This window comes from Cupriavidus sp. HE11 (assembly GCF_056097175.1).
In genome coordinates this window covers 691,687-707,878 of record NZ_CP184465.1, presented here as the reverse complement: position 1 = coordinate 707,878, position 16,192 = coordinate 691,687, and the positions used below count along the sequence as shown (strand labels likewise).

17 protein-coding genes are annotated in these 16,192 nt (G+C 65.9%); 12 read left to right on the top strand and 5 right to left on the bottom strand.

Annotated features, from left to right (window positions below):
* Window positions 1-15: 15 nt before the first annotated feature.
* Both ACOABP_RS20640 and ACOABP_RS20635 read right to left on the bottom strand, forming a co-directional pair.
* The gene (locus ACOABP_RS20640; RefSeq protein WP_474229918.1) at window positions 16-2,169 is read right to left on the bottom strand and encodes a phosphocholine-specific phospholipase C; all 2,154 of its coding nucleotides are present in this window, start codon (window positions 2,167-2,169) and stop codon (window positions 16-18) included.
* A 65-nt stretch (window positions 2,170-2,234) separates the two neighbouring features.
* Window positions 2,235-2,417, bottom strand: a complete 183-nt coding sequence (locus ACOABP_RS20635) for a hypothetical protein (protein WP_474229917.1) — start codon at window positions 2,415-2,417, stop codon at window positions 2,235-2,237.
* A 469-nt stretch (window positions 2,418-2,886) separates the two neighbouring features.
* Here ACOABP_RS20635 and ACOABP_RS20630 point away from each other — a divergent pair, with 469 nt between their 5' ends.
* Complete coding sequence (locus ACOABP_RS20630; protein ID WP_474229916.1) at window positions 2,887-3,369, top strand: hypothetical protein; 483 nt, start codon at window positions 2,887-2,889, stop codon at window positions 3,367-3,369.
* Window positions 3,370-3,386: 17 nt separating this feature from the next.
* Here the strand turns inward: ACOABP_RS20630 and ACOABP_RS20625 are convergent, their stop codons facing one another.
* The gene (locus tag ACOABP_RS20625) at window positions 3,387-4,535 is read right to left on the bottom strand and encodes a DSD1 family PLP-dependent enzyme (protein ID WP_474229914.1); all 1,149 of its coding nucleotides are present in this window, start codon (window positions 4,533-4,535) and stop codon (window positions 3,387-3,389) included.
* A gap of 158 nt (window positions 4,536-4,693) precedes the next feature.
* On the opposite strand from ACOABP_RS20625, the gene ACOABP_RS20620 reads away from it, so the two are divergent.
* The 3 genes from ACOABP_RS20620 (at window position 4,694) to ACOABP_RS20610 (ending at window position 7,280) form a co-directional block, all read left to right on the top strand.
* Complete coding sequence (locus ACOABP_RS20620) at window positions 4,694-5,068, top strand: DUF6152 family protein (protein ID WP_474229913.1); 375 nt, start codon at window positions 4,694-4,696, stop codon at window positions 5,066-5,068.
* A 3-nt stretch (window positions 5,069-5,071) separates the two neighbouring features.
* Window positions 5,072-5,587, top strand: a complete 516-nt coding sequence (locus ACOABP_RS20615) for a DUF6644 family protein (protein WP_474229911.1) — start codon at window positions 5,072-5,074, stop codon at window positions 5,585-5,587.
* A 148-nt stretch (window positions 5,588-5,735) separates the two neighbouring features.
* Window positions 5,736-7,280: a methyl-accepting chemotaxis protein gene (locus ACOABP_RS20610; RefSeq protein ID WP_474229909.1), complete on the top strand. Its 1,545-nt coding sequence runs from the start codon at window positions 5,736-5,738 to the stop codon at window positions 7,278-7,280.
* Window positions 7,281-7,315: 35 nt separating this feature from the next.
* Here the strand turns inward: ACOABP_RS20610 and ACOABP_RS20605 are convergent, their stop codons facing one another.
* Entirely contained in the window at window positions 7,316-7,909 is a 594-nt protein-coding gene (locus tag ACOABP_RS20605) for a 2-hydroxychromene-2-carboxylate isomerase (protein ID WP_474229908.1), read from the bottom strand.
* Between the two features lie 165 nt (window positions 7,910-8,074).
* Here ACOABP_RS20605 and ACOABP_RS20600 point away from each other — a divergent pair, with 165 nt between their 5' ends.
* From ACOABP_RS20600 to alaC, 4 genes are all read left to right on the top strand, one after another.
* Window positions 8,075-8,782 (top strand): PadR family transcriptional regulator, encoded by a 708-nt coding sequence (locus ACOABP_RS20600; RefSeq protein WP_474229907.1) that lies wholly within the window; start codon window positions 8,075-8,077, stop codon window positions 8,780-8,782.
* Window positions 8,783-8,784: 2 nt separating this feature from the next.
* Window positions 8,785-9,609, top strand: coding sequence for a siderophore-interacting protein (locus tag ACOABP_RS20595; protein WP_474229905.1), 825 nt, complete (start codon window positions 8,785-8,787; stop codon window positions 9,607-9,609).
* Window positions 9,610-9,680: 71 nt separating this feature from the next.
* Window positions 9,681-10,070, top strand: a complete 390-nt coding sequence (locus tag ACOABP_RS20590) for a hypothetical protein (RefSeq protein WP_474229904.1) — start codon at window positions 9,681-9,683, stop codon at window positions 10,068-10,070.
* 130 nt (window positions 10,071-10,200) lie between these two features.
* Window positions 10,201-11,418, top strand: coding sequence for an alanine transaminase (alaC, locus tag ACOABP_RS20585; RefSeq protein WP_066737154.1), 1,218 nt, complete (start codon window positions 10,201-10,203; stop codon window positions 11,416-11,418).
* 173 nt (window positions 11,419-11,591) lie between these two features.
* Here alaC and ACOABP_RS20580 read toward each other — a convergent pair whose 3' ends face one another.
* Window positions 11,592-12,473 carry a LysR family transcriptional regulator gene (locus tag ACOABP_RS20580; protein WP_474229903.1) on the bottom strand — a complete coding sequence of 294 codons (882 nt, stop codon included), beginning with the start codon at window positions 12,471-12,473 and terminating at the stop codon, window positions 11,592-11,594.
* A gap of 101 nt (window positions 12,474-12,574) precedes the next feature.
* Here ACOABP_RS20580 and ACOABP_RS20575 point away from each other — a divergent pair, with 101 nt between their 5' ends.
* The 4 genes from ACOABP_RS20575 (at window position 12,575) to ACOABP_RS20560 (ending at window position 16,135) form a co-directional block, all read left to right on the top strand.
* The gene (locus tag ACOABP_RS20575; protein WP_474229902.1) at window positions 12,575-13,591 is read left to right on the top strand and encodes a tripartite tricarboxylate transporter substrate binding protein; all 1,017 of its coding nucleotides are present in this window, start codon (window positions 12,575-12,577) and stop codon (window positions 13,589-13,591) included.
* Window positions 13,592-13,624: 33 nt separating this feature from the next.
* Window positions 13,625-14,356, top strand: a complete 732-nt coding sequence (locus tag ACOABP_RS20570) for a PIG-L deacetylase family protein (RefSeq protein WP_066737168.1) — start codon at window positions 13,625-13,627, stop codon at window positions 14,354-14,356.
* On the top strand, window positions 14,353-15,066 hold the full coding sequence (locus tag ACOABP_RS20565; protein ID WP_474229901.1) for a 4-carboxy-4-hydroxy-2-oxoadipate aldolase/oxaloacetate decarboxylase: 714 nt from the start codon (window positions 14,353-14,355) through the stop codon (window positions 15,064-15,066). The genes ACOABP_RS20570 and ACOABP_RS20565 overlap by 4 nt, the downstream gene beginning before the upstream one ends.
* Window positions 15,067-15,193: 127 nt before the next feature.
* On the top strand, window positions 15,194-16,135 hold the full coding sequence (locus ACOABP_RS20560; protein ID WP_474229900.1) for a LysR family transcriptional regulator: 942 nt from the start codon (window positions 15,194-15,196) through the stop codon (window positions 16,133-16,135).
* The last annotated feature ends 57 nt before the right edge of the window (window positions 16,136-16,192 follow it).

The following is a 16,192-nucleotide window of genomic DNA, read 5'->3' as shown; positions in this document are numbered from 1 at the left end:
CTACCTCTCGGCAACTCAGACGCCCATTTCCGGATCGGACGTGGTGTGCGTGCCGTTCTCGAGCCGCCCGGCAAAGCGGCGGCTGAACCCGCCTTGCTGGGTGGTCACCGTAAAGTCGTACCAGTTGCCCTGCAGCCTCACGGGCCAGTGCTGGTCCAGTTCCTTGCCCGGCGGCAGCTCGAACGCGGTCGGGCCGTCGTTGCGGTAGGCATTCGGCTTGACCGTGAACGTACAGCTCGCGGTGCCCCGGTTGATCATCGTCAGCCAGACTTCGGCATTGGTTTCGTCATAGCAGACGCGGATCTCGGGCGCGGCTCCGCCGCCGGCGGCCTTCTGCGCGCTGACATCGCCCACGAAGGCGCGGTGGTAACCGTTCGGGCCCAGCACCCAGAAGTTGTAGCGGCCGCCCTCCGCGCTGACGTCGATCCTGGCGGTATGGGAATCTCCGGCGTCGAGGGCGTAGCGGCGCGGTACATCGCCCAGATTCAGGCGGTCGTAGACGTGGAACACGGCGGCCTGCTTGCCGTCATTCTTGAACAGCAGCGAGAACGTGTTGGTCACTGGGTCTTCCAGTCCGCTCGTATGCAGCGTGTATGGCAGTGCGCGCGACGGGCGCGTGCCGCGCTTCTGCGTGGGCATCGACTGGGCGGCCACGGTCGGCGCGGGAATCTGGGCCTTGGCATCCTGGGCGGCACGCTGGGCGTCCGCACCGGTCTGCGTCAGTGGCGTGACGCCCAGCGCCACGTTGGCGTTCGGATTGACGAAGTCGAACGCCGTCATCAGATCGCCCATGATGGCGCGTCGATACGCGCTGATATTGGTTTCGGCCACGCCGAACCGCTGCTCCAGGAAGCGCAGCACCGACGTATGGTCGAATACCTGGGAATTCACCCAGCCGCCACGGCTCCATGGCGATACCACGTACATCGGCACGCGGGGGCCGGGGCCGAATGGGGTCTTGTCGAGGCTGTAGTACTCGGACTTCGTTGGGTCCAGTGCATCCGATGTGTAGCCGATCGGTTCGCCCTTGGCCGTGAGTGCCGGGGCGCACGGCGGCGGCACGTGGTCGAAGAAGCCGTCGTTTTCATCGAAGTTGATCAGCAGGACCGTGCGGCTCCAGACGTCGGGGTTGGCGGTCAGTGCATCGAGCACCTGCTGGGTGTACCACGCGCCCTGCACCGGGCTCGACGGCCCGGGGTGTTCGGAATAGGTGGCCGGAGCGACGATCCACGACACCTGCGGCAGCGTGCCGGCGGCGATGTCGTCGCGCAGCGCCTGCAGGAAGCCACCGTCCGGCATGGTGTTGCCGATGCCCTTGAACAGCGGGTTGGTGGTGTCGTCGGCTGGCGTGTAGGCGGGATACGGCGAGCCATTCGCGGCATTGCCGCGCGCGGCGTTGGCGGCGCGGTACTGCTGGAAGCCGGCCAGCGGGTTGTCGGTGTAGTTGTCCGGCATGTTCTGGTAGACCTTCCAGCTTACGCCGGCCGCCTGCAGGCGTTCCGGATACGTGGTCCACGTGTAGTTGATGCCGGTGGCGCCGAGCGAATCACCGGCGTTGTCGATGACCGGCCCGCCATGGGTGCCGAGCGGGTCGTTGGTGCCGGTCCAGTGGAACAGGCGGTTGGTGTTGGTGCCGCCGTGAAAACTGCAGTGGTAGGCGTCGCACAGCGTGAAGGCATTGGCCAGCGCGTACTGGAAGCCCAGTTCCTGCTCGGTGTAGTAACCCATCGACTGGGTCTTCTTCGACGTGGGCCAGGCGCTCATGCGGCCCAGGTCGTACGCGGCCTGGGCATCGGGCTGGCTGTGCGGCGTGCCGCTTACGCGCTGGGCGTTGCCGACCGTCTGGTCCAGGTGGTAGGGCAGCACAACACGATTGGTATTGCCGCTGGCGTAGGTTTGCTGGAACACGTTGCGGCCGCCCGGCAGCGGGATCGTGAAGCGGTCGCCAAAGCCGCGCACGCCGTTCATGGTGCCGAAGTAATGATCGAACGAACGGTTTTCCTGCATCAGCACCACCACGTATTCCACGTCGCGGATGGACTTGGTGGCGTTGTTGGCCGGAATGGCCAGGGCGCGGCGGATGGCTGGCGGAAAGGCGGCAAGGGCGGCGGTGGCGGCGGCGCTGCCACCGGCCATCTTGAGGAAATTGCGTCGGCTGCTGGAATTCATGTCGGATTGCCCTGAGGGATCGGATGCGCGGTCTGTGGATTGGCGTATGGGGTCTGGCGCGGCAATCAGGGCGCGCACTTCATCTGCGGCTTGGCATCGGGTGTGCCGTTGCCCGGGCTGCTGGGGTTGTTCGACGGGGGCGTGCCGTCGCTGTCGCCGCCGCAGGCGGCAAGAGCCGTGCAGAGCAGCAAGGCGGCGAGCATGCCCAGCGGCCGGCGCCGGGCAAGGGTTCGAATGGCTTCGGTCATGGTCTGGGTCTCGTGCGGGGAGTGGCAAGTTGCAGCGCGTGAGGCGCGATGCGTCCGCAGCGTAAGCAGCGGGCAGGTCACCCGGGTGACATCCAGGACAAGATTTCCGATACCGCTATTCGTGATTTTTACGGTCCATGTACAGACATTGCATACATGGCGATGCTGGGCAAACGTTGTGTGGCCAACGCTTTCGGCAACCTTTCACGGCGCAATTTCTGCTGCGATGCACCACGTCGTGTGCTAAGGTTTTAGACGTTTCCCTCAAATCACGAACGGGTGCGCCAATGCAGCGACATCCGCGGATTTTCGGGAAGCCGCGCCAGTTCTGGCCTGCAGGGAAGTGACGCGAGACCCGAGACCTCTTGCTCGATATTTGTTGCGGTTGCAACACGCCGTGACCTTGCTTGTAAACGGGGCATCCCGCCACCAGAGTGGTAGGCGGAAAGGGCGTTCGCAGGAGCTGCACATGGAAAACGAAACTGGTTACGTCTGGCATTACACGGTAGGTACCCCGCTGGTCGCCATTGCGCGCTCCGGCCGGCTAATGCCTGCCGCCGCACATGGATCGGAATCCCGGTCCGGTGACGGGATTCTCTGGTTCTCGCGCAACCAGCAATGGGATCCGTCCGCCACGCGCGACGACGGACTGAGTCAGGCCAGGCAAACGCTGTCGCGTGCAGCGTTGCACACACGATTCGGCCTCTACCGTTTCGGCCTGCCCGAGCACGACATGCGCCTGTTGCCGTGGCCCACGGTCACGCGCGTGGCCGACATCGATGTGCCCGAGGCCATGACGATGGTCGCCAGCGGCCTGCGCTGCGGCGCGGCCCCCACCGACTGGATCGGCACGCTGACGGACGTACCTTTGGACGATCTACGGTTCGAAAAATGGACCGGCGCGGCCTGGGTGCCGACCGACCTCGACGAACTGGTGGCCCAGTTCGCCTGAGTTGCAATGACCAGGGCCTAGCGGCTCAGCCCGCGCGCCGATACCGGCCACACGCTCTCCACCACGCCCGCCCGGATGCCCACGATCTCGTCATAGAGGTTCAGCGTGGGATCGCAGTGGCCGGGTACCAGCATCATCCGGCTGCCCAGCGCGGGTAGCTTGCCCACCAGGTCTTCATGTTTCGGCATCACGATGCCGTGCTCGTCGTTGGCCGCCACGTAGTCGAGCGTGGCGGACTGCTTGCCATCGGCCCAGATCCACGGCAACCCGGAATCCACGGCCATCGATTTCAGACCAGCATCCACCACCACGCGGTCGCCTGCCGCCACGCTCATGACCGCCGTGGCGATAAACAGGCTGTGCGAGAAACGCAGCGCGCCTGTGTAGTCGTTGGCGCCGTAGTCGGCATCCATGAAGACATACGAGCCCGGCTGGATTTCGGTATAGACGCCGCTGCCCAGGTCGAACTCCACGCTGCCGCTGCCGCCGCCCGTGACCACGTCGCAGCGCACGCCGGCGGCTTGCAGCCGCGCAATGAAACTGCCGGTGCGATCGGCCGCCCGCGCCGCGCCATCGCGCCGCTCGTTCCAGCCGCGCAGATGCTGGATGCCGCCGTGATAGGCCTGCAGTCCGCGCATCGTCAGCCGGCTATGCCGGGCAATGCGTTCCACCAGCGTCAGCGCCGCAGCCGGGTCGGTGACGCCGCAGCGCCCCTGACCGACATTGACCTCGACAAAGACGCCGAGCTTGCTGCCGGCGGCTTCGGTGGCGGCGGCCAGGGCGTCGACCTGCGCGATGTCGTCCACGCATACGCTCAGCGTGGCATACCGCGCCAGGTCGGCCAGCAGCGCCGCCTTGGCGGGCCCGGCCACTTCGTTGCTGATATGGATATCGCGCACGCCGGCGCGCACGAACGGGACGGCCTCGCTTACCTTCTGGCAGCAGATGCCAACGGCGCCCCGGGCAATCTGCGCCAGCGAGATATCGGGGCACTTGTGCGCCTTGGCGTGCGGCCGCAGCTTGATGCCGCGCTGGTCGGCGGCGGCCTGCATGCGGTCGACGTTGCTGGCGAAAAGATCCAGGTCCAGGACCAGGGAAGGGGTGTCGATGGTGTCGGCGGACTGGCCCGGCCGCGCGGCCGGTGGCAGATCGAAGGCGATGGACATGGCAATGAACGAAAGGCTTCAGCGGGGGTGGAAGGCGACCCACAGCGTACCACGGCGTGCGGGATGCTCCGCCTTGCGCTCCGGCGCGGGTCACCTACGATGGGTTGGGTGTTCTGCCTCCTCCTCCAGCCCCTCTCATTCAGACTGGGAGTCTTGCCATGATCTTTCCCCGCATTGCCGTTTCCCGCAGCGCCCTTTGCCTGGCCGCCGCCACGGCGCTGGTCAGCCTGCCTGCCGTTGCCCATCACGGGTGGTCCACCTATGACGAGACCAAGCCACTCACGGTGACCGGCAAGATCGTGGAGACGCACTATGAGAACCCCCACGCCACGATCCGCGTGGACGTGCAGGGCAAGCGCTGGCTGGCCGTGCTGGCGCCCGTGTCGCGCATGGAGTCACGCGGCGCCACGGCCGAAAAGGTGGCTGTGGGCAAGCAGGTGACGATGATCGGCTACGCCAGCAAGGAAAAGGCCGATGAAATGCGCGTGGAGCGCATCACGTTCGACGGCGGCCAGACCGTGGAACTGCGCTGATCGATGGCGGCACTCGATGTCCTGGCCGGCCAGCTTGTGGCGTCGCCGTTCGCGGTGTGGCTGCGCGCGTCGGCATGGGCCTATCCGGTTTGCGAGATGCTGCACCTGGCTGGCATGGCGCTGCTGTTCGGATCGATCGTGGTGGTGGACTTGCGCCTGGCCGGGCTGGGGCGCCAGTTGCCGGTGACGCTGCTGCTGCGGCATGCCTTGCCGGTCACGCTGGCCGGCTTTGTGGTGATCCTGATCAGTGGGGCATTGTTGTTCGTGGCCCATGCCGACGATCTGATCGGTAATCGGGCATTCCTGGTCAAGCTTGGCCTGATCGTGCTGGGGCTTGCCAACGCCGCCTGGTTCCACGCAGGCCCCTACCGGGCGCTGCACGCCGGCGATGGCGCCGACAACAGCGGCGGCTGGGAAACCCAGGGCGCGTCGCCGCCGGTGGCACGCGCCTGCGCCGTGCTGTCGCTGCTGACCTGGGCGCTGGTGATATGCGCCGGCCGGCTGATTGCATACGTCTAGCAGGCCTCGATGGCCGTCTGGCGTGGCTTATGCGCCACGTGCTTGGTTTGGAATTTGATGTAACGCAAAGGCTGTGTATCGCAAGCCTCAAGGTTTAAGGACGGGGGACGTTAAGGCTGGGCTGAACCCATACGTGTAGAGCCCCCTGATGAACAACCTGAGTATTCGCCACGGCCTGCTGGCGACGCTTGTGATTTTTGGCCTGATGATCGTGTTTGGCGCCGCGCTGGGTGTCAGTCAGTTGAGCGCCAGCAGCGATGCCGCCGAACGGATCCACCTGATTTCGTCGCGGGCGATCCTGCTCAACGACGCCTACAAGGACATGACGCGCGCGCGTTCCGCGCTGACGCGGGCGTACAGCTCGGCCAAGGCCAGCGGCCAGGTCAACGACGACGCGCTGGCAAGTGCCGCCAAGTCGATCGGCAAGTCGAAGGACGAACTCGAACGGTTCGAGAAGGCGGCCGCCTTCGCGGAACAGGATGCCTCCACGCGCGACGACATCATCGCCGCCGGGCGGGCCCACATGGATGTGGTGCAGCGTGGCCTGGATGCGCTGCGCGGCGGCGATCCGGACGGCTACGCAGCCATCAACGACAAGGACATCACGTCGTCGGGCGCCAAGTACTCGGCCGGTGTGGAACGCTTCCAGCAGTTTGCCGAAAAATTGAATGACGAAGCAGCAGGCGAGGGCCGCCAGCGCCTGAATCGCGTGATCCTGCTGGTCTGCGTCGGTCTGGCGATGTCCGCCGGCTTGATCGTGGTGGTACACCTGGCGCTGCGCCGCCTGGTGGTGACGCCGCTGTATCTGGCGCGTGACCTGATCATGCGTGTGGCCGATGGCGACCTGACGATCAAGGTGCCGAAGGCGGGGCGCAATGAAATCGGCCAGTTGCTCGACGCCGTGTCGCGCATGCAGGCCGGCCTGACGCAGACCGTAGCCAGGGTGCGTGCGGGTTCCGATGCCGTGACCACCGGCGCGCGCGAGATTGCCGCGGGTAACACGGATCTGTCGTCGCGTACCGAAGAGCAGTCGTCGGCGCTGGAAGAAACGGCGGCCAGCATGGAGCAGCTGACGTCGACCGTTGGCAACAACGCGGAAAGCGCCACGCATGCCAGCAGCCTGGCGCGCAATGCGGCAGACCTGGCCGCACGCGGTGGCGAGGTGGTGCGCGGCGTGGTGCATACGATGAGCGAGATCAACACCAGCTCGCAGAAGATCGTCGACATCATCGGCGTGATCGACGGCATCGCGTTCCAGACCAACATCCTGGCGCTGAACGCCGCCGTGGAAGCGGCGCGTGCCGGCGAGCAGGGGCGCGGGTTCGCGGTGGTGGCCGGCGAGGTGCGCAGCCTGGCGCAGCGCAGTGCCAACGCGGCCAAGGAAATCAAGGGCTTGATCGATTCGTCGGTGGACAAGGTGGATGCCGGCAGCCAGCAGGTGGAGCAGGCCGGCAGCACGATCGAGGAGATCGTGGCCGCCGTGAAGCGTCTGGCCGATACCGTCAGCGAGATCTCGGCGGCATCGATCGAGCAGTCCAGCGGCATCACGCAGGTCAGCGAAGCCGTGTCGCAGATGGAACAGGTCAACCAGCAGAACGCCGCGCTGGTGGAGCAGGCGGCAGCGGCCGCCGACTCGCTCGAATCGCAGGCCAACCATCTGGCCGCCGCCGTGGCGACGTTCCGGCTGGCCTGATCCCTGCCAAGGGGCAAATCGAACGTAACGAACGACTAGCCGGCCAGCTGTTCCTCGACGAACAGCAGCCGGTCGTTGCCCCAGTACAGCTTGTCTTCCACGATGAAGCTGGGTGCGCCAAAGATGCCGCGCGCCACGGCTTCCTCGGTCACGCGCTTGAGGTTGGCCTTGACCTCGGCGTCGTCCAGCATCGCCAGCGCCTCGCGCGGGTCCAGCCCCGCCGCCACCAGAACCTGGCCGATCTCGACTGGGTCGTTCAGGTTCCTGCCCGTTTCCCACATGGCCGTGAAGATGGCGTCCACATACTGGTGGAATGCCGCCTCGCCCTTGCGCTGATAGCCGATGGCGCCGCGCATCAGCGCCAGCGTATTGATCGGAAAGTGCGGATTGAGCTGGAACGGCACGCCATAGCGCCGGGCCCAGCAGTCGAGATCGCCATCGGACCATTGCCGCTTGGCGGGAATCTCCATCGGGCTATGGTTGCCCGTGGCCTTGAACACGCCGCCGAGCAACATGGGCCGCCACACGATGGTGGCGCCGGTGCGCGCCGCCACGCGGGGCAATTCCTTGTACGCCAGGTACGAATAGGGGCTGCCGAAGTCAAAAAAGAATTCCACCTGCCTGGTCATCGCCTGTCTCCGTAGTGATTTGTTGTGTTGCGCCGTGGTTGGGGGTGTTCAGGTGACTTGCATTGTGACAGGAACTCCGCCACCCCGACACCCGCGAATTCGCCTTGACTTTATATCGTACGATATATATCTTACGATACGTCTTACGATATATTGGAGTGAAGAATGCGACACCATTTCAATCGAATGCACGATCACATGGGCCATCATGGCCCGCACGGCCAGCGCCATGGCGGCATGCGCGCCATGATGGCAATGAAGCTGATGGGCATGATGGGTGGCCGGGGCGGCGGGTTCTGGTCGCAGGGCGGCGGCGGTTTCGATGGCGATGGCGACGGCTTCGACGGCGACAACCTGCGCCGTGGCCGCAAGTTCAGCGCAGAAGACCTGCAACTGCTGCTGCTGTCGCTGCTCGATGAAAAACCATCGCATGGCTACGAATTGATCAAGGCGCTGGAAACGCGTACGGGCGGCTTCTACAAGCCCAGCCCGGGCGTGGTGTATCCCGCACTGACCTTCCTGGAAGACGTCGGCTACGCCACGGTGGACCTGGAAGGCAACAAGAAACGCTACCAGCTGTCGGAAGCGGGTCGCGCCTATCTGGACCAGAACCGCGCGCGGCTGGAGCAGATGGTGGCGCGCCTGCAGCATGTGGCACGCAAGATGGAATTCATGCGCCGTGCCATGAGTGGCCAGCCTCAGCGCGATGTCGAGGAAGGCGGCTGGGCACCGGAACTGGTGCAGGCACGCGGACGCCTGAAGCAGGCCCTGATGATGCGCAGTGGCGCCACGGCCGACGAGCAGCGCCGCATCGCGGCCATCCTCGAACGGGCGGCCGACGAGATCGAACGCGGCGCCAACCAACCGGAGTGAATATGAGCGATACCCGTGACCTGACCGTACAACGCGTGCGCCATCCGCTGAAGATGCGCCTGCTCAAGGTGCTGCGCACCCGCCAGGTGTCGCCGCAACTGCTGCGCGTGACGCTGGGCGGCGAAGACCTGGCCGATTTCGTTTCCGGATCGTTCGACGACCACGTCAAGGTCTTCTTTCCCGAGCCCGGCACCGACAAGCCCGTGCTGCCGCAGGCAGGCCCGGACGGCATCAGGTTTCCGGAGGACCAGCCGCGTCCGCAGGCGCGCGACTACACGCCGCGCCGCTACGACACGGGCGCCCGCGAACTCGATATCGAATTCGTGCTGCATGGCGACGGCCCTGCATCCACGTGGGCCGCGCAGGCGCAGCCAGGCCAGTATCTGGGCGTGGGCGGCCCGCGTGGATCGTTCGTGATTCCGCGCGAGTTCGACTGGCACCTGCTGATTGGCGACGACACCGCGCTGCCGGCCATTGGCCGCCGCATCGAGGAACTGGGTCCGGATGCCCGCGTGATCGTGGTGGCCGAGGTGGCCGACGAGTCCGCGCGCACTCCGCTGGCCACCGGCCCGCATGCCGAGGTCCACTGGATCCATCGCGACGAGCATGACCAGGCCGCGCCCGAGGGCAGCCAACTGACGCCCACGTTGCGCTGGTTGAGCCTGCCGGCCGGCGAGGGCTATGTGTGGGCCGCCGGCGAAGCGGCGGCGATGCGCGAGGTGCGCCAGTACCTGGTGAACGAACGCGGCATCCACAAGACGCGCATCCGGGCATCGGCCTACTGGAAGCGCGGCAACGCGGCCGTTCACGAAACGATCGACGATTAACCCAAAGTCTGGTTTCCGGGGCGATGCGGCGCGGATACACTGCGTAGACGCCCATTGCCACGGACCCTGCCATGCCTCGCCTTCGCCCGTTGTTGCCGATTGCCGTGCTGACCGCTTCGATCGGACTGGCCGCCTGTGCGCCCGATTCGTTTCGCAACTACGAGGCCCGCGGCCTCAACAACTACCTCGACAAGATCCAGGGCGTCTGCGCCAATACGCGGCTGAACAACCAGCCACTGGGCGAATGGCTGCGCAGCGGTTCGGACGACAGCGACAGCAACTACGTGTACTGGCTCGACCAGACGTCGCGCCTGTACTACAACCGGATCACGGTGCCGCAGTATCGTGACGCCATCGCGGGCGCGTTCGGCGGCAGCCAGCCCAATGCCGAAGCGCTGGACTGCATCGTGCGCAATCTCCCGCCCGACCGGCCCACCAGCCCGCCTGGCGGCATGTTCTGATTTCCTGATTTTTTATTCGCCGGCCCGTTGTGCAAATGCGCGCGGCTGGCTAATATCAGTCCCCAGTGGCCGAGACAACGGCCACGACGTCGCTCGGACGGTTCCGGGCGCTTACGTAAAGGACTCCTCCATGACTGCCGAATCCGGCAAGCGCCGCTTTGCGCGCATCGATCGTCTTCCCCCGTACGTCTTCAATATCACCGCCGAGCTCAAGATGGCCGCCCGCCGCCGTGGCGAGGACATCATCGACATGAGCATGGGCAACCCCGACGGGGCCACGCCGCCGCATATCGTGGCCAAGCTCGTGGACGCCGCGCAGCGGCCCGATACCCATGGCTATTCGGCGTCGAAGGGCATCCCGCGCCTGCGTCGCGCCATCTCGCACTGGTACCGCGACCGCTATGACGTGGAGATCGATCCGGACAAGGAGGCCATTGTCACGATCGGCTCGAAGGAAGGGCTGGCGCACCTGATGCTGGCGACGCTGGACCGTGGCGACACGGTGCTGGTGCCCGATCCGAGCTATCCGATCCATATCTACGGCGCGGTGATTGCCGGCGCCGATATCCGCTCCGTACCGCTGACACCGGACATCGACTTCTTCGCCGAACTCGAACGCGCGATTCGCGGCAGCTATCCGAAGCCCAAGATGATTGTGCTGGGCTTCCCGTCGAATCCGACGGCGGCTTGCGTGGAGCTGGATTTCTTCGAGCGCGTGATCGCGCTGGCCCGCAAGCACGATATCTTCGTGGTGCATGACCTGGCCTACGCGGACATCGTGTTCGATGGCTGGAAGGCGCCGTCGATCATGCAGGTGCCCGGTGCCAAGGACATTGCGGTGGAGTTCTTCACGTTGTCGAAGAGCTACAACATGGCCGGCTGGCGCATCGGCTTCATGGTGGGCAACCCCGACCTGGTGGCTGCGCTGACGCGCATCAAGAGCTATCACGACTATGGCACGTTCACGCCGCTGCAGGTGGCGGCGATCGCCGCGCTGGAGGGCGACCAGGCGTGCGTGAAGGAGATTGCGGCCCAGTACCAGGCGCGCCGTGATGTGCTGGCGCGCGGGTTGATCGAGGCCGGCTGGCAGGTCGATATCCCGAAGGCGTCGATGTATATCTGGGCGCGCATTCCCGAGCCCTATCGCGCGCTGGGGTCGCTGGAATTCTCGAAGCAGCTGCTTGCCAAGGCCAAGGTGTCGGTATCGCCGGGGATCGGCTTTGGCGACTTCGGCGACGAGTACGTGCGCTTCGCCCTGATCGAAAACGAGTCGCGGATTCGCCAGGCCGTGCGCGGCATCAAGGCAATGTTCCGCGCCGACGGGTTAGTCAAGCCGGCCGAGGCCTGAGTCGAGGTGGTTTTCGTTTTTCTCCCCTCTCCCGCTAGCGGGAGAGGGGTTGGGGGAGAGGGCTGGACGCTCTGCTTGCCGATGGATCGCAATTTGAACCGCCTTGCCCTCTCCCCCGCCCCTCTCCCATGAATGGGAGAGGGGAGAAAACCGAAGGGGAGCAACCATCCCCCTCAGAAATACCCCACGAACCGCTTCATGATCGGCGATAGCGCTTCCGCGCGATGTGCCATCAGGATGCGGCTGGCGGCGTCCGGGCCGGCAATCGGCAGATAGGCCACGCCCGGAATGCCTGTCCGCACATAGATCTGCGGCAATACCGAAATCCCCGCGCCGCTGGCTACCAGGCCGATGATCGTGGTGGCCTCGCGCGCTTCCTGCGCGACGTTGGGCGCGAACCCGGCGCGATTGCACAGCGTGGTCGCATGGTCGAACAGCCCGCAGCCCAGGCCACGCGGGAACAGCAGGAAGCGTTCGCCCGACAGTGCGCTGATGTCGATCTCGTGCGGGCCTGCTGCCAGCGGATGGGCCACCGGCACTACCGCCACCAGCCGGTCGGCCAGCACCTCGCGCACGGCAATGCTGGCCGGTGGCCGGAACTGCGGCGACGGCCGCAGGAACGCGATATTGATCTCGCCGTTTTCCAGTTGCTGCAACTGCTGGCCGGTCGACATATGGACCAGCTCCAGCCTTGCATTGCGATGCGCCTCGCGGAAGGCGTGCACCGCGCGCGGAAACATGTCCTGCATCGGCACTGATGCCGTGAACCCCACCCGGATCTCGCCGGCCTCGCCCGACGCCACCTGCTTGACCACTTCGCGCGCCTGATCCAGGTTGGCAAGCGCCGCGCGCGCCTTGTCCAGGAACAGTTCGCCGGCAGGGGTCAGGGCCACGTGATGGCGCGAGCGTTCCAGCAGCGGACTGCCCAATTCCTCTTCCAGCGCCTTGATCTGCACACTGAGGGGCGGCTGACTCACGTGCAGGCGCCGCGCCGCCTCGCTGAAGCTCAACGCCTCGGCCACGGCCACGAAATAGCGAAGTTGACGGAAGTCCATTGATAGGGATTCGAAATAACAAGCTATCTGAAAACGTATTGGACAGTATCACGGGTGCCGCCCAGAATGCGAGGACATCCTCAAAACATCTGGAGACTTGCATGCTGCGCGGGCTCGCTCGTAATCGTAATCTGCAGGGCGGGAGCCGCCCCGTACTGGCAACGCTGATGGCCGCAACGGTGGCTGCCCTGGCGCTGGGCGCCACGGGGGCCCGGGCCGACAGCTATCCCGACAAGCCGATCCGCCTGGTGGTGCCATACGCGGCCGGCGGCGCGGTCGACATCGTGGCCCGCTCGGTGGGCCAGCGCATGAGCCAACTGCTCAAGCAGCCGATCATCGTCGACAACCGTCCCGGCGCCAGCACCAATATCGGCATGGATTACGTTGCCAAGGCACCGGCCGACGGCTACACGATCATGATGGCGTCGAACAGCCTGGCTACCAACGCGGCACTGTTCAACAAGCTCAGCTTCAACCCGACCACCGATTTCGCGCCCGTAGCGCGCATTGGCGAGGCATCGCTGGTGGTGGTGGTGCCGGCCAAGTCGCCGTTCAAGTCGCTGAAGGACCTGGTTGCCCAGGCCAAGGCGCAGCCGGGCAAGCTCAACTACGCATCGGCAGGCAACGGCAGCTCGGGCCACCTGGCCGGCGAAATGCTCAAGGACACGGCCGGTATCGACGTGCTGCACGTGCCCTACAAGGGCGGCGCGCCGGCCATCACCGACCTGATCGGCGAGCGCATCACGTTCATGCCGATCAATCCGCTCGAAGTGATTTCGCATATCAAGGCCGGCACGCTGCGCCCGCTGGCAGTCGCCAGCACCCAGCACTCGGCACAACTGCCGAACGTGCCGACGGCCAAGGAAGAGGGCCTGCCGAACTTCACCGCATCGGTGTGGTGGGGCCTGGTGGCCCCGGCCAGGACGCCGGCACCGATCATCAAGCAACTGAATACCGCCGCCAATAGCGCGCTGGCCGACCCCGAAGTGAAGAAGCAGCTGGGCCAGCTTGGCGTGACGATCGTATCGGGCTCGCCGGAACAGTTCGGCCAGTTCGTGAAGAACGAAACCACGACGTGGAACAACGTGATCCGCAAGGCCGGCATCACTGCGGACTGACGTTTTCAAAGCTACAGATTTAAGGAAGTTACGATGTCCCAACCCCAAGCAACCCAGCCGTCGATCCTGGTGGTCAGCGCGCATGCGGCCGACTTTGTCTGGCGTGCGGGCGGCGCGATCGCGCTGTATGCCGAGCGTGGCTACCACGTGCGCATCGTCTGCCTGTCGTTCGGCGAACGTGGCGAATCGGCCAAGATGTGGCGCCAGCCGGGCATGACGATCGAGCGCGTCAAGGCCGCGCGGCTGGAAGAGGCGCAGCGCGCCGCCGACATCCTGGGCGGCACGCTGGAATGCTTCGACCTGGGCGACTATCCGCTGCGCGTGCCCGACGCAGCGCTGCTGCGCCTGGCCGATATCTATCGCGAGATTCGCCCGGAACTGGTGCTGAGCCATTCGCGCGAGGATATCTACAACTTCGACCATCCGCTGGCCACGCACGTGGCGCAGGAAGCGCGGGTCATCGCCCAGGCCCACGGCTACAAGCCCGAGGTGCCGGTGATTGGCGCGCCGCCGGTGTTCCTGTTCGAGCCGCATCAGCCCGAACAGTGCAACTGGAAGCCTGACGTGCTGCTGGATATTTCGTCTGTCTGGGAGAAAAAGCAGCGGGCGTTCACGACCATGGCCGCGCAGGAACACCTGTGGGAGTACTACACCCGCGTGGCGCTTCAGCGCGGGGCCCAGGCCACGCGCAATTCGGACAGCAAGATTCAATACGGCGAGGGCTATGCCCGCGTGTTCCCGCAAGTGACGGAGGTGCTGGCATGAGAAACGTTGCCTACCGCAACATCCTGCGCGCCGAGGCGCGCGACATCGAGTTGCTGGGCAAGTCCGGCGTGGCGACGGTGCACGAGGCCCAGCGCCGCACCGGCCTGATGAAGCCGTACCTGCGTCCGATCCAGTCGGGCACGGCCATCGCCGGCAGCGCCGTGACGGCGCTGATGCATCCGGGCGACAACTGGATGATCCACGTGGCCGTGGAGATGATCCAGCCCGGTGACATCCTGGTGGTGGCGATGACCAGCGACTGCACCGACGGCGTGTTCGGCGACCTGCTGGCAACGTCGCTGAAGGCGCGCGGCGCGCGCGGCCTGATCCTTGATGCGGGCTGCCGCGACGTATCGACACTCAATGCGATGGGGTTCCCGGTGTGGTCCCGTGCGGTGTCGGCGCAGGGCGCCGTCAAGGAAACCGTTGGCGCGGTCAACGTGCCGGTGGTCTGCGCAGGCGCGCAGGTACGCCCCGGCGACGTGATCGTCGCGGACGACGATGGCGTGGTGGTGGTGGCGCGTCCGCACGCGGCCGAGATCGCCCGCAAGGCGGCCGAGCGCGAGGCGCTGGAGGCGGGCAAGCGCGACAAGCTGGCGTCCGGCGTGCTGGGCGTGGATATGTACAACATGCGCCCCGGCCTGGCCGACAAGGGTCTGGTCTACCTGGACCAGACCGTGGACTGGTACAGCGGCGCCGACGAGGCGTGATGCGCTGAGGTACTGGTGCGCTGGCGTCGCGCGGACCGCGATGCCGGCGTATCTGGTATAAGTCCCCCCACAACATCGAAGCCGATCCCCCGCTGGCGCGGGCGGGCCGGCCCAGCAGGGGGACCAGATGGAATTGCGCCAGCTTCAGTATTTCGTGCGGGTGGTCGAACTGGGCAGCATGAGCCGTGCCGCGCTGGAACTCGACATGGTGCAATCGGCGGTCAGCCAGCAGATCAGCCGCCTGGAGAGCGAACTCGCCACCCGCCTGCTGCGCCGCACGCCGCAGGGTGTGACCCCCACCGAGGCCGGCCTGGCCTTTTTCCACGAAGCCCAGCTGACGCTGCGCCACGCCGAGCAGGCGCGTCGTGCTGCGCATCAGGCACGCCTGTCGGGTGCCGTCAGCGTGGGCTTGGCGCCGACCACGGCGTCGGTGATCGGTGTGCCGCTGATCCGCGCGATGCGCGAACGCTATCCCGACGTGCGGCTGCATATCGTGGAAAGCCTGTCGGGCCACCTGACCGCGATGCTGAATGCGCGGCAGCTCGACCTCGCCGTGCTGTTCGGCACCCATGCCGCCCGCCGCTGGACCGTGATACCGCTGCTCGAGGAAACACTGTTCCTGATCCAGTCGCGCCAGGCGCTGCCGCAGGGCAAGGCCGATCCGCCCACGCAGCGCTCGGTGGCCGACCTGGCCGATGTGCCGCTGATCATGCCAAGCGGCGTCCACGGCCTGCGCAGCACGCTCGACGCCGCGTTTTCCCGCGCGAAAGTCACGCCCCGCGTGATCCAGGAGGTGGATTCGCTTGCCATGCTGATGGATGCCGTCGACATGGGCTTCGGCGCCACACTGCAGCCGTGGGCGGCGGTGGGGCGCTATCCCGACGCGGAAGCGCGCTTCCATCTGGCACAGATCGACGATCCGCAAGCGGGTCGCCAGAACCTGCTGTGCAGCTTGTCCGACGATGAACTGTCGCCTGCCGCGCTGGCCTTGCGCGTGGTGCTGGCCGATACGGCACGCGGGCTGGTGCGTTCCGGCGAATGGCGCGGGGCGCGGCTGCTGGAGAGCTAGCCCCGTCATGTGCCAGCCGGCCTGCGACAGCGGGCTGGCCGCTGGTGAAACGCCTGG

Bases quoted from the DNA above. Each gene is read 5' to 3' on its own strand.
- ACOABP_RS20595 (WP_474229905.1), top strand. From the start codon at position 8,785: ATGAGCGATACCCGTGACCTGACCGTACAACGCGTGCGCCATCCGCTG.
- ACOABP_RS20575 (WP_474229902.1), top strand. From the start codon at position 12,575: ATGCTGCGCGGGCTCGCTCGTAATCGTAATCTGCAGGGCGGGAGCCGC.
- ACOABP_RS20615 (WP_474229911.1), top strand. From the start codon at position 5,072: ATGGCGGCACTCGATGTCCTGGCCGGCCAGCTTGTGGCGTCGCCGTTC.
- ACOABP_RS20565 (WP_474229901.1), top strand. From the start codon at position 14,353: ATGAGAAACGTTGCCTACCGCAACATCCTGCGCGCCGAGGCGCGCGAC.
- ACOABP_RS20630 (WP_474229916.1), top strand. From the start codon at position 2,887: ATGGAAAACGAAACTGGTTACGTCTGGCATTACACGGTAGGTACCCCG.
- ACOABP_RS20560 (WP_474229900.1), top strand. From the start codon at position 15,194: ATGGAATTGCGCCAGCTTCAGTATTTCGTGCGGGTGGTCGAACTGGGC.
- ACOABP_RS20625 (WP_474229914.1), bottom strand. From the start codon at position 4,535: ATGTCCATCGCCTTCGATCTGCCACCGGCCGCGCGGCCGGGCCAGTCC.
- ACOABP_RS20605 (WP_474229908.1), bottom strand. From the start codon at position 7,909: ATGACCAGGCAGGTGGAATTCTTTTTTGACTTCGGCAGCCCCTATTCG.
- ACOABP_RS20610 (WP_474229909.1), top strand. From the start codon at position 5,736: ATGAACAACCTGAGTATTCGCCACGGCCTGCTGGCGACGCTTGTGATT.
- ACOABP_RS20620 (WP_474229913.1), top strand. From the start codon at position 4,694: ATGATCTTTCCCCGCATTGCCGTTTCCCGCAGCGCCCTTTGCCTGGCC.
- ACOABP_RS20600 (WP_474229907.1), top strand. From the start codon at position 8,075: ATGCGACACCATTTCAATCGAATGCACGATCACATGGGCCATCATGGC.
- ACOABP_RS20570 (WP_066737168.1), top strand. From the start codon at position 13,625: ATGTCCCAACCCCAAGCAACCCAGCCGTCGATCCTGGTGGTCAGCGCG.
- ACOABP_RS20635 (WP_474229917.1), bottom strand. From the start codon at position 2,417: ATGACCGAAGCCATTCGAACCCTTGCCCGGCGCCGGCCGCTGGGCATG.
- ACOABP_RS20590 (WP_474229904.1), top strand. From the start codon at position 9,681: ATGCCTCGCCTTCGCCCGTTGTTGCCGATTGCCGTGCTGACCGCTTCG.
- alaC (WP_066737154.1), top strand. From the start codon at position 10,201: ATGACTGCCGAATCCGGCAAGCGCCGCTTTGCGCGCATCGATCGTCTT.
- ACOABP_RS20640 (WP_474229918.1), bottom strand. From the start codon at position 2,169: ATGAATTCCAGCAGCCGACGCAATTTCCTCAAGATGGCCGGTGGCAGC.
- ACOABP_RS20580 (WP_474229903.1), bottom strand. From the start codon at position 12,473: ATGGACTTCCGTCAACTTCGCTATTTCGTGGCCGTGGCCGAGGCGTTG.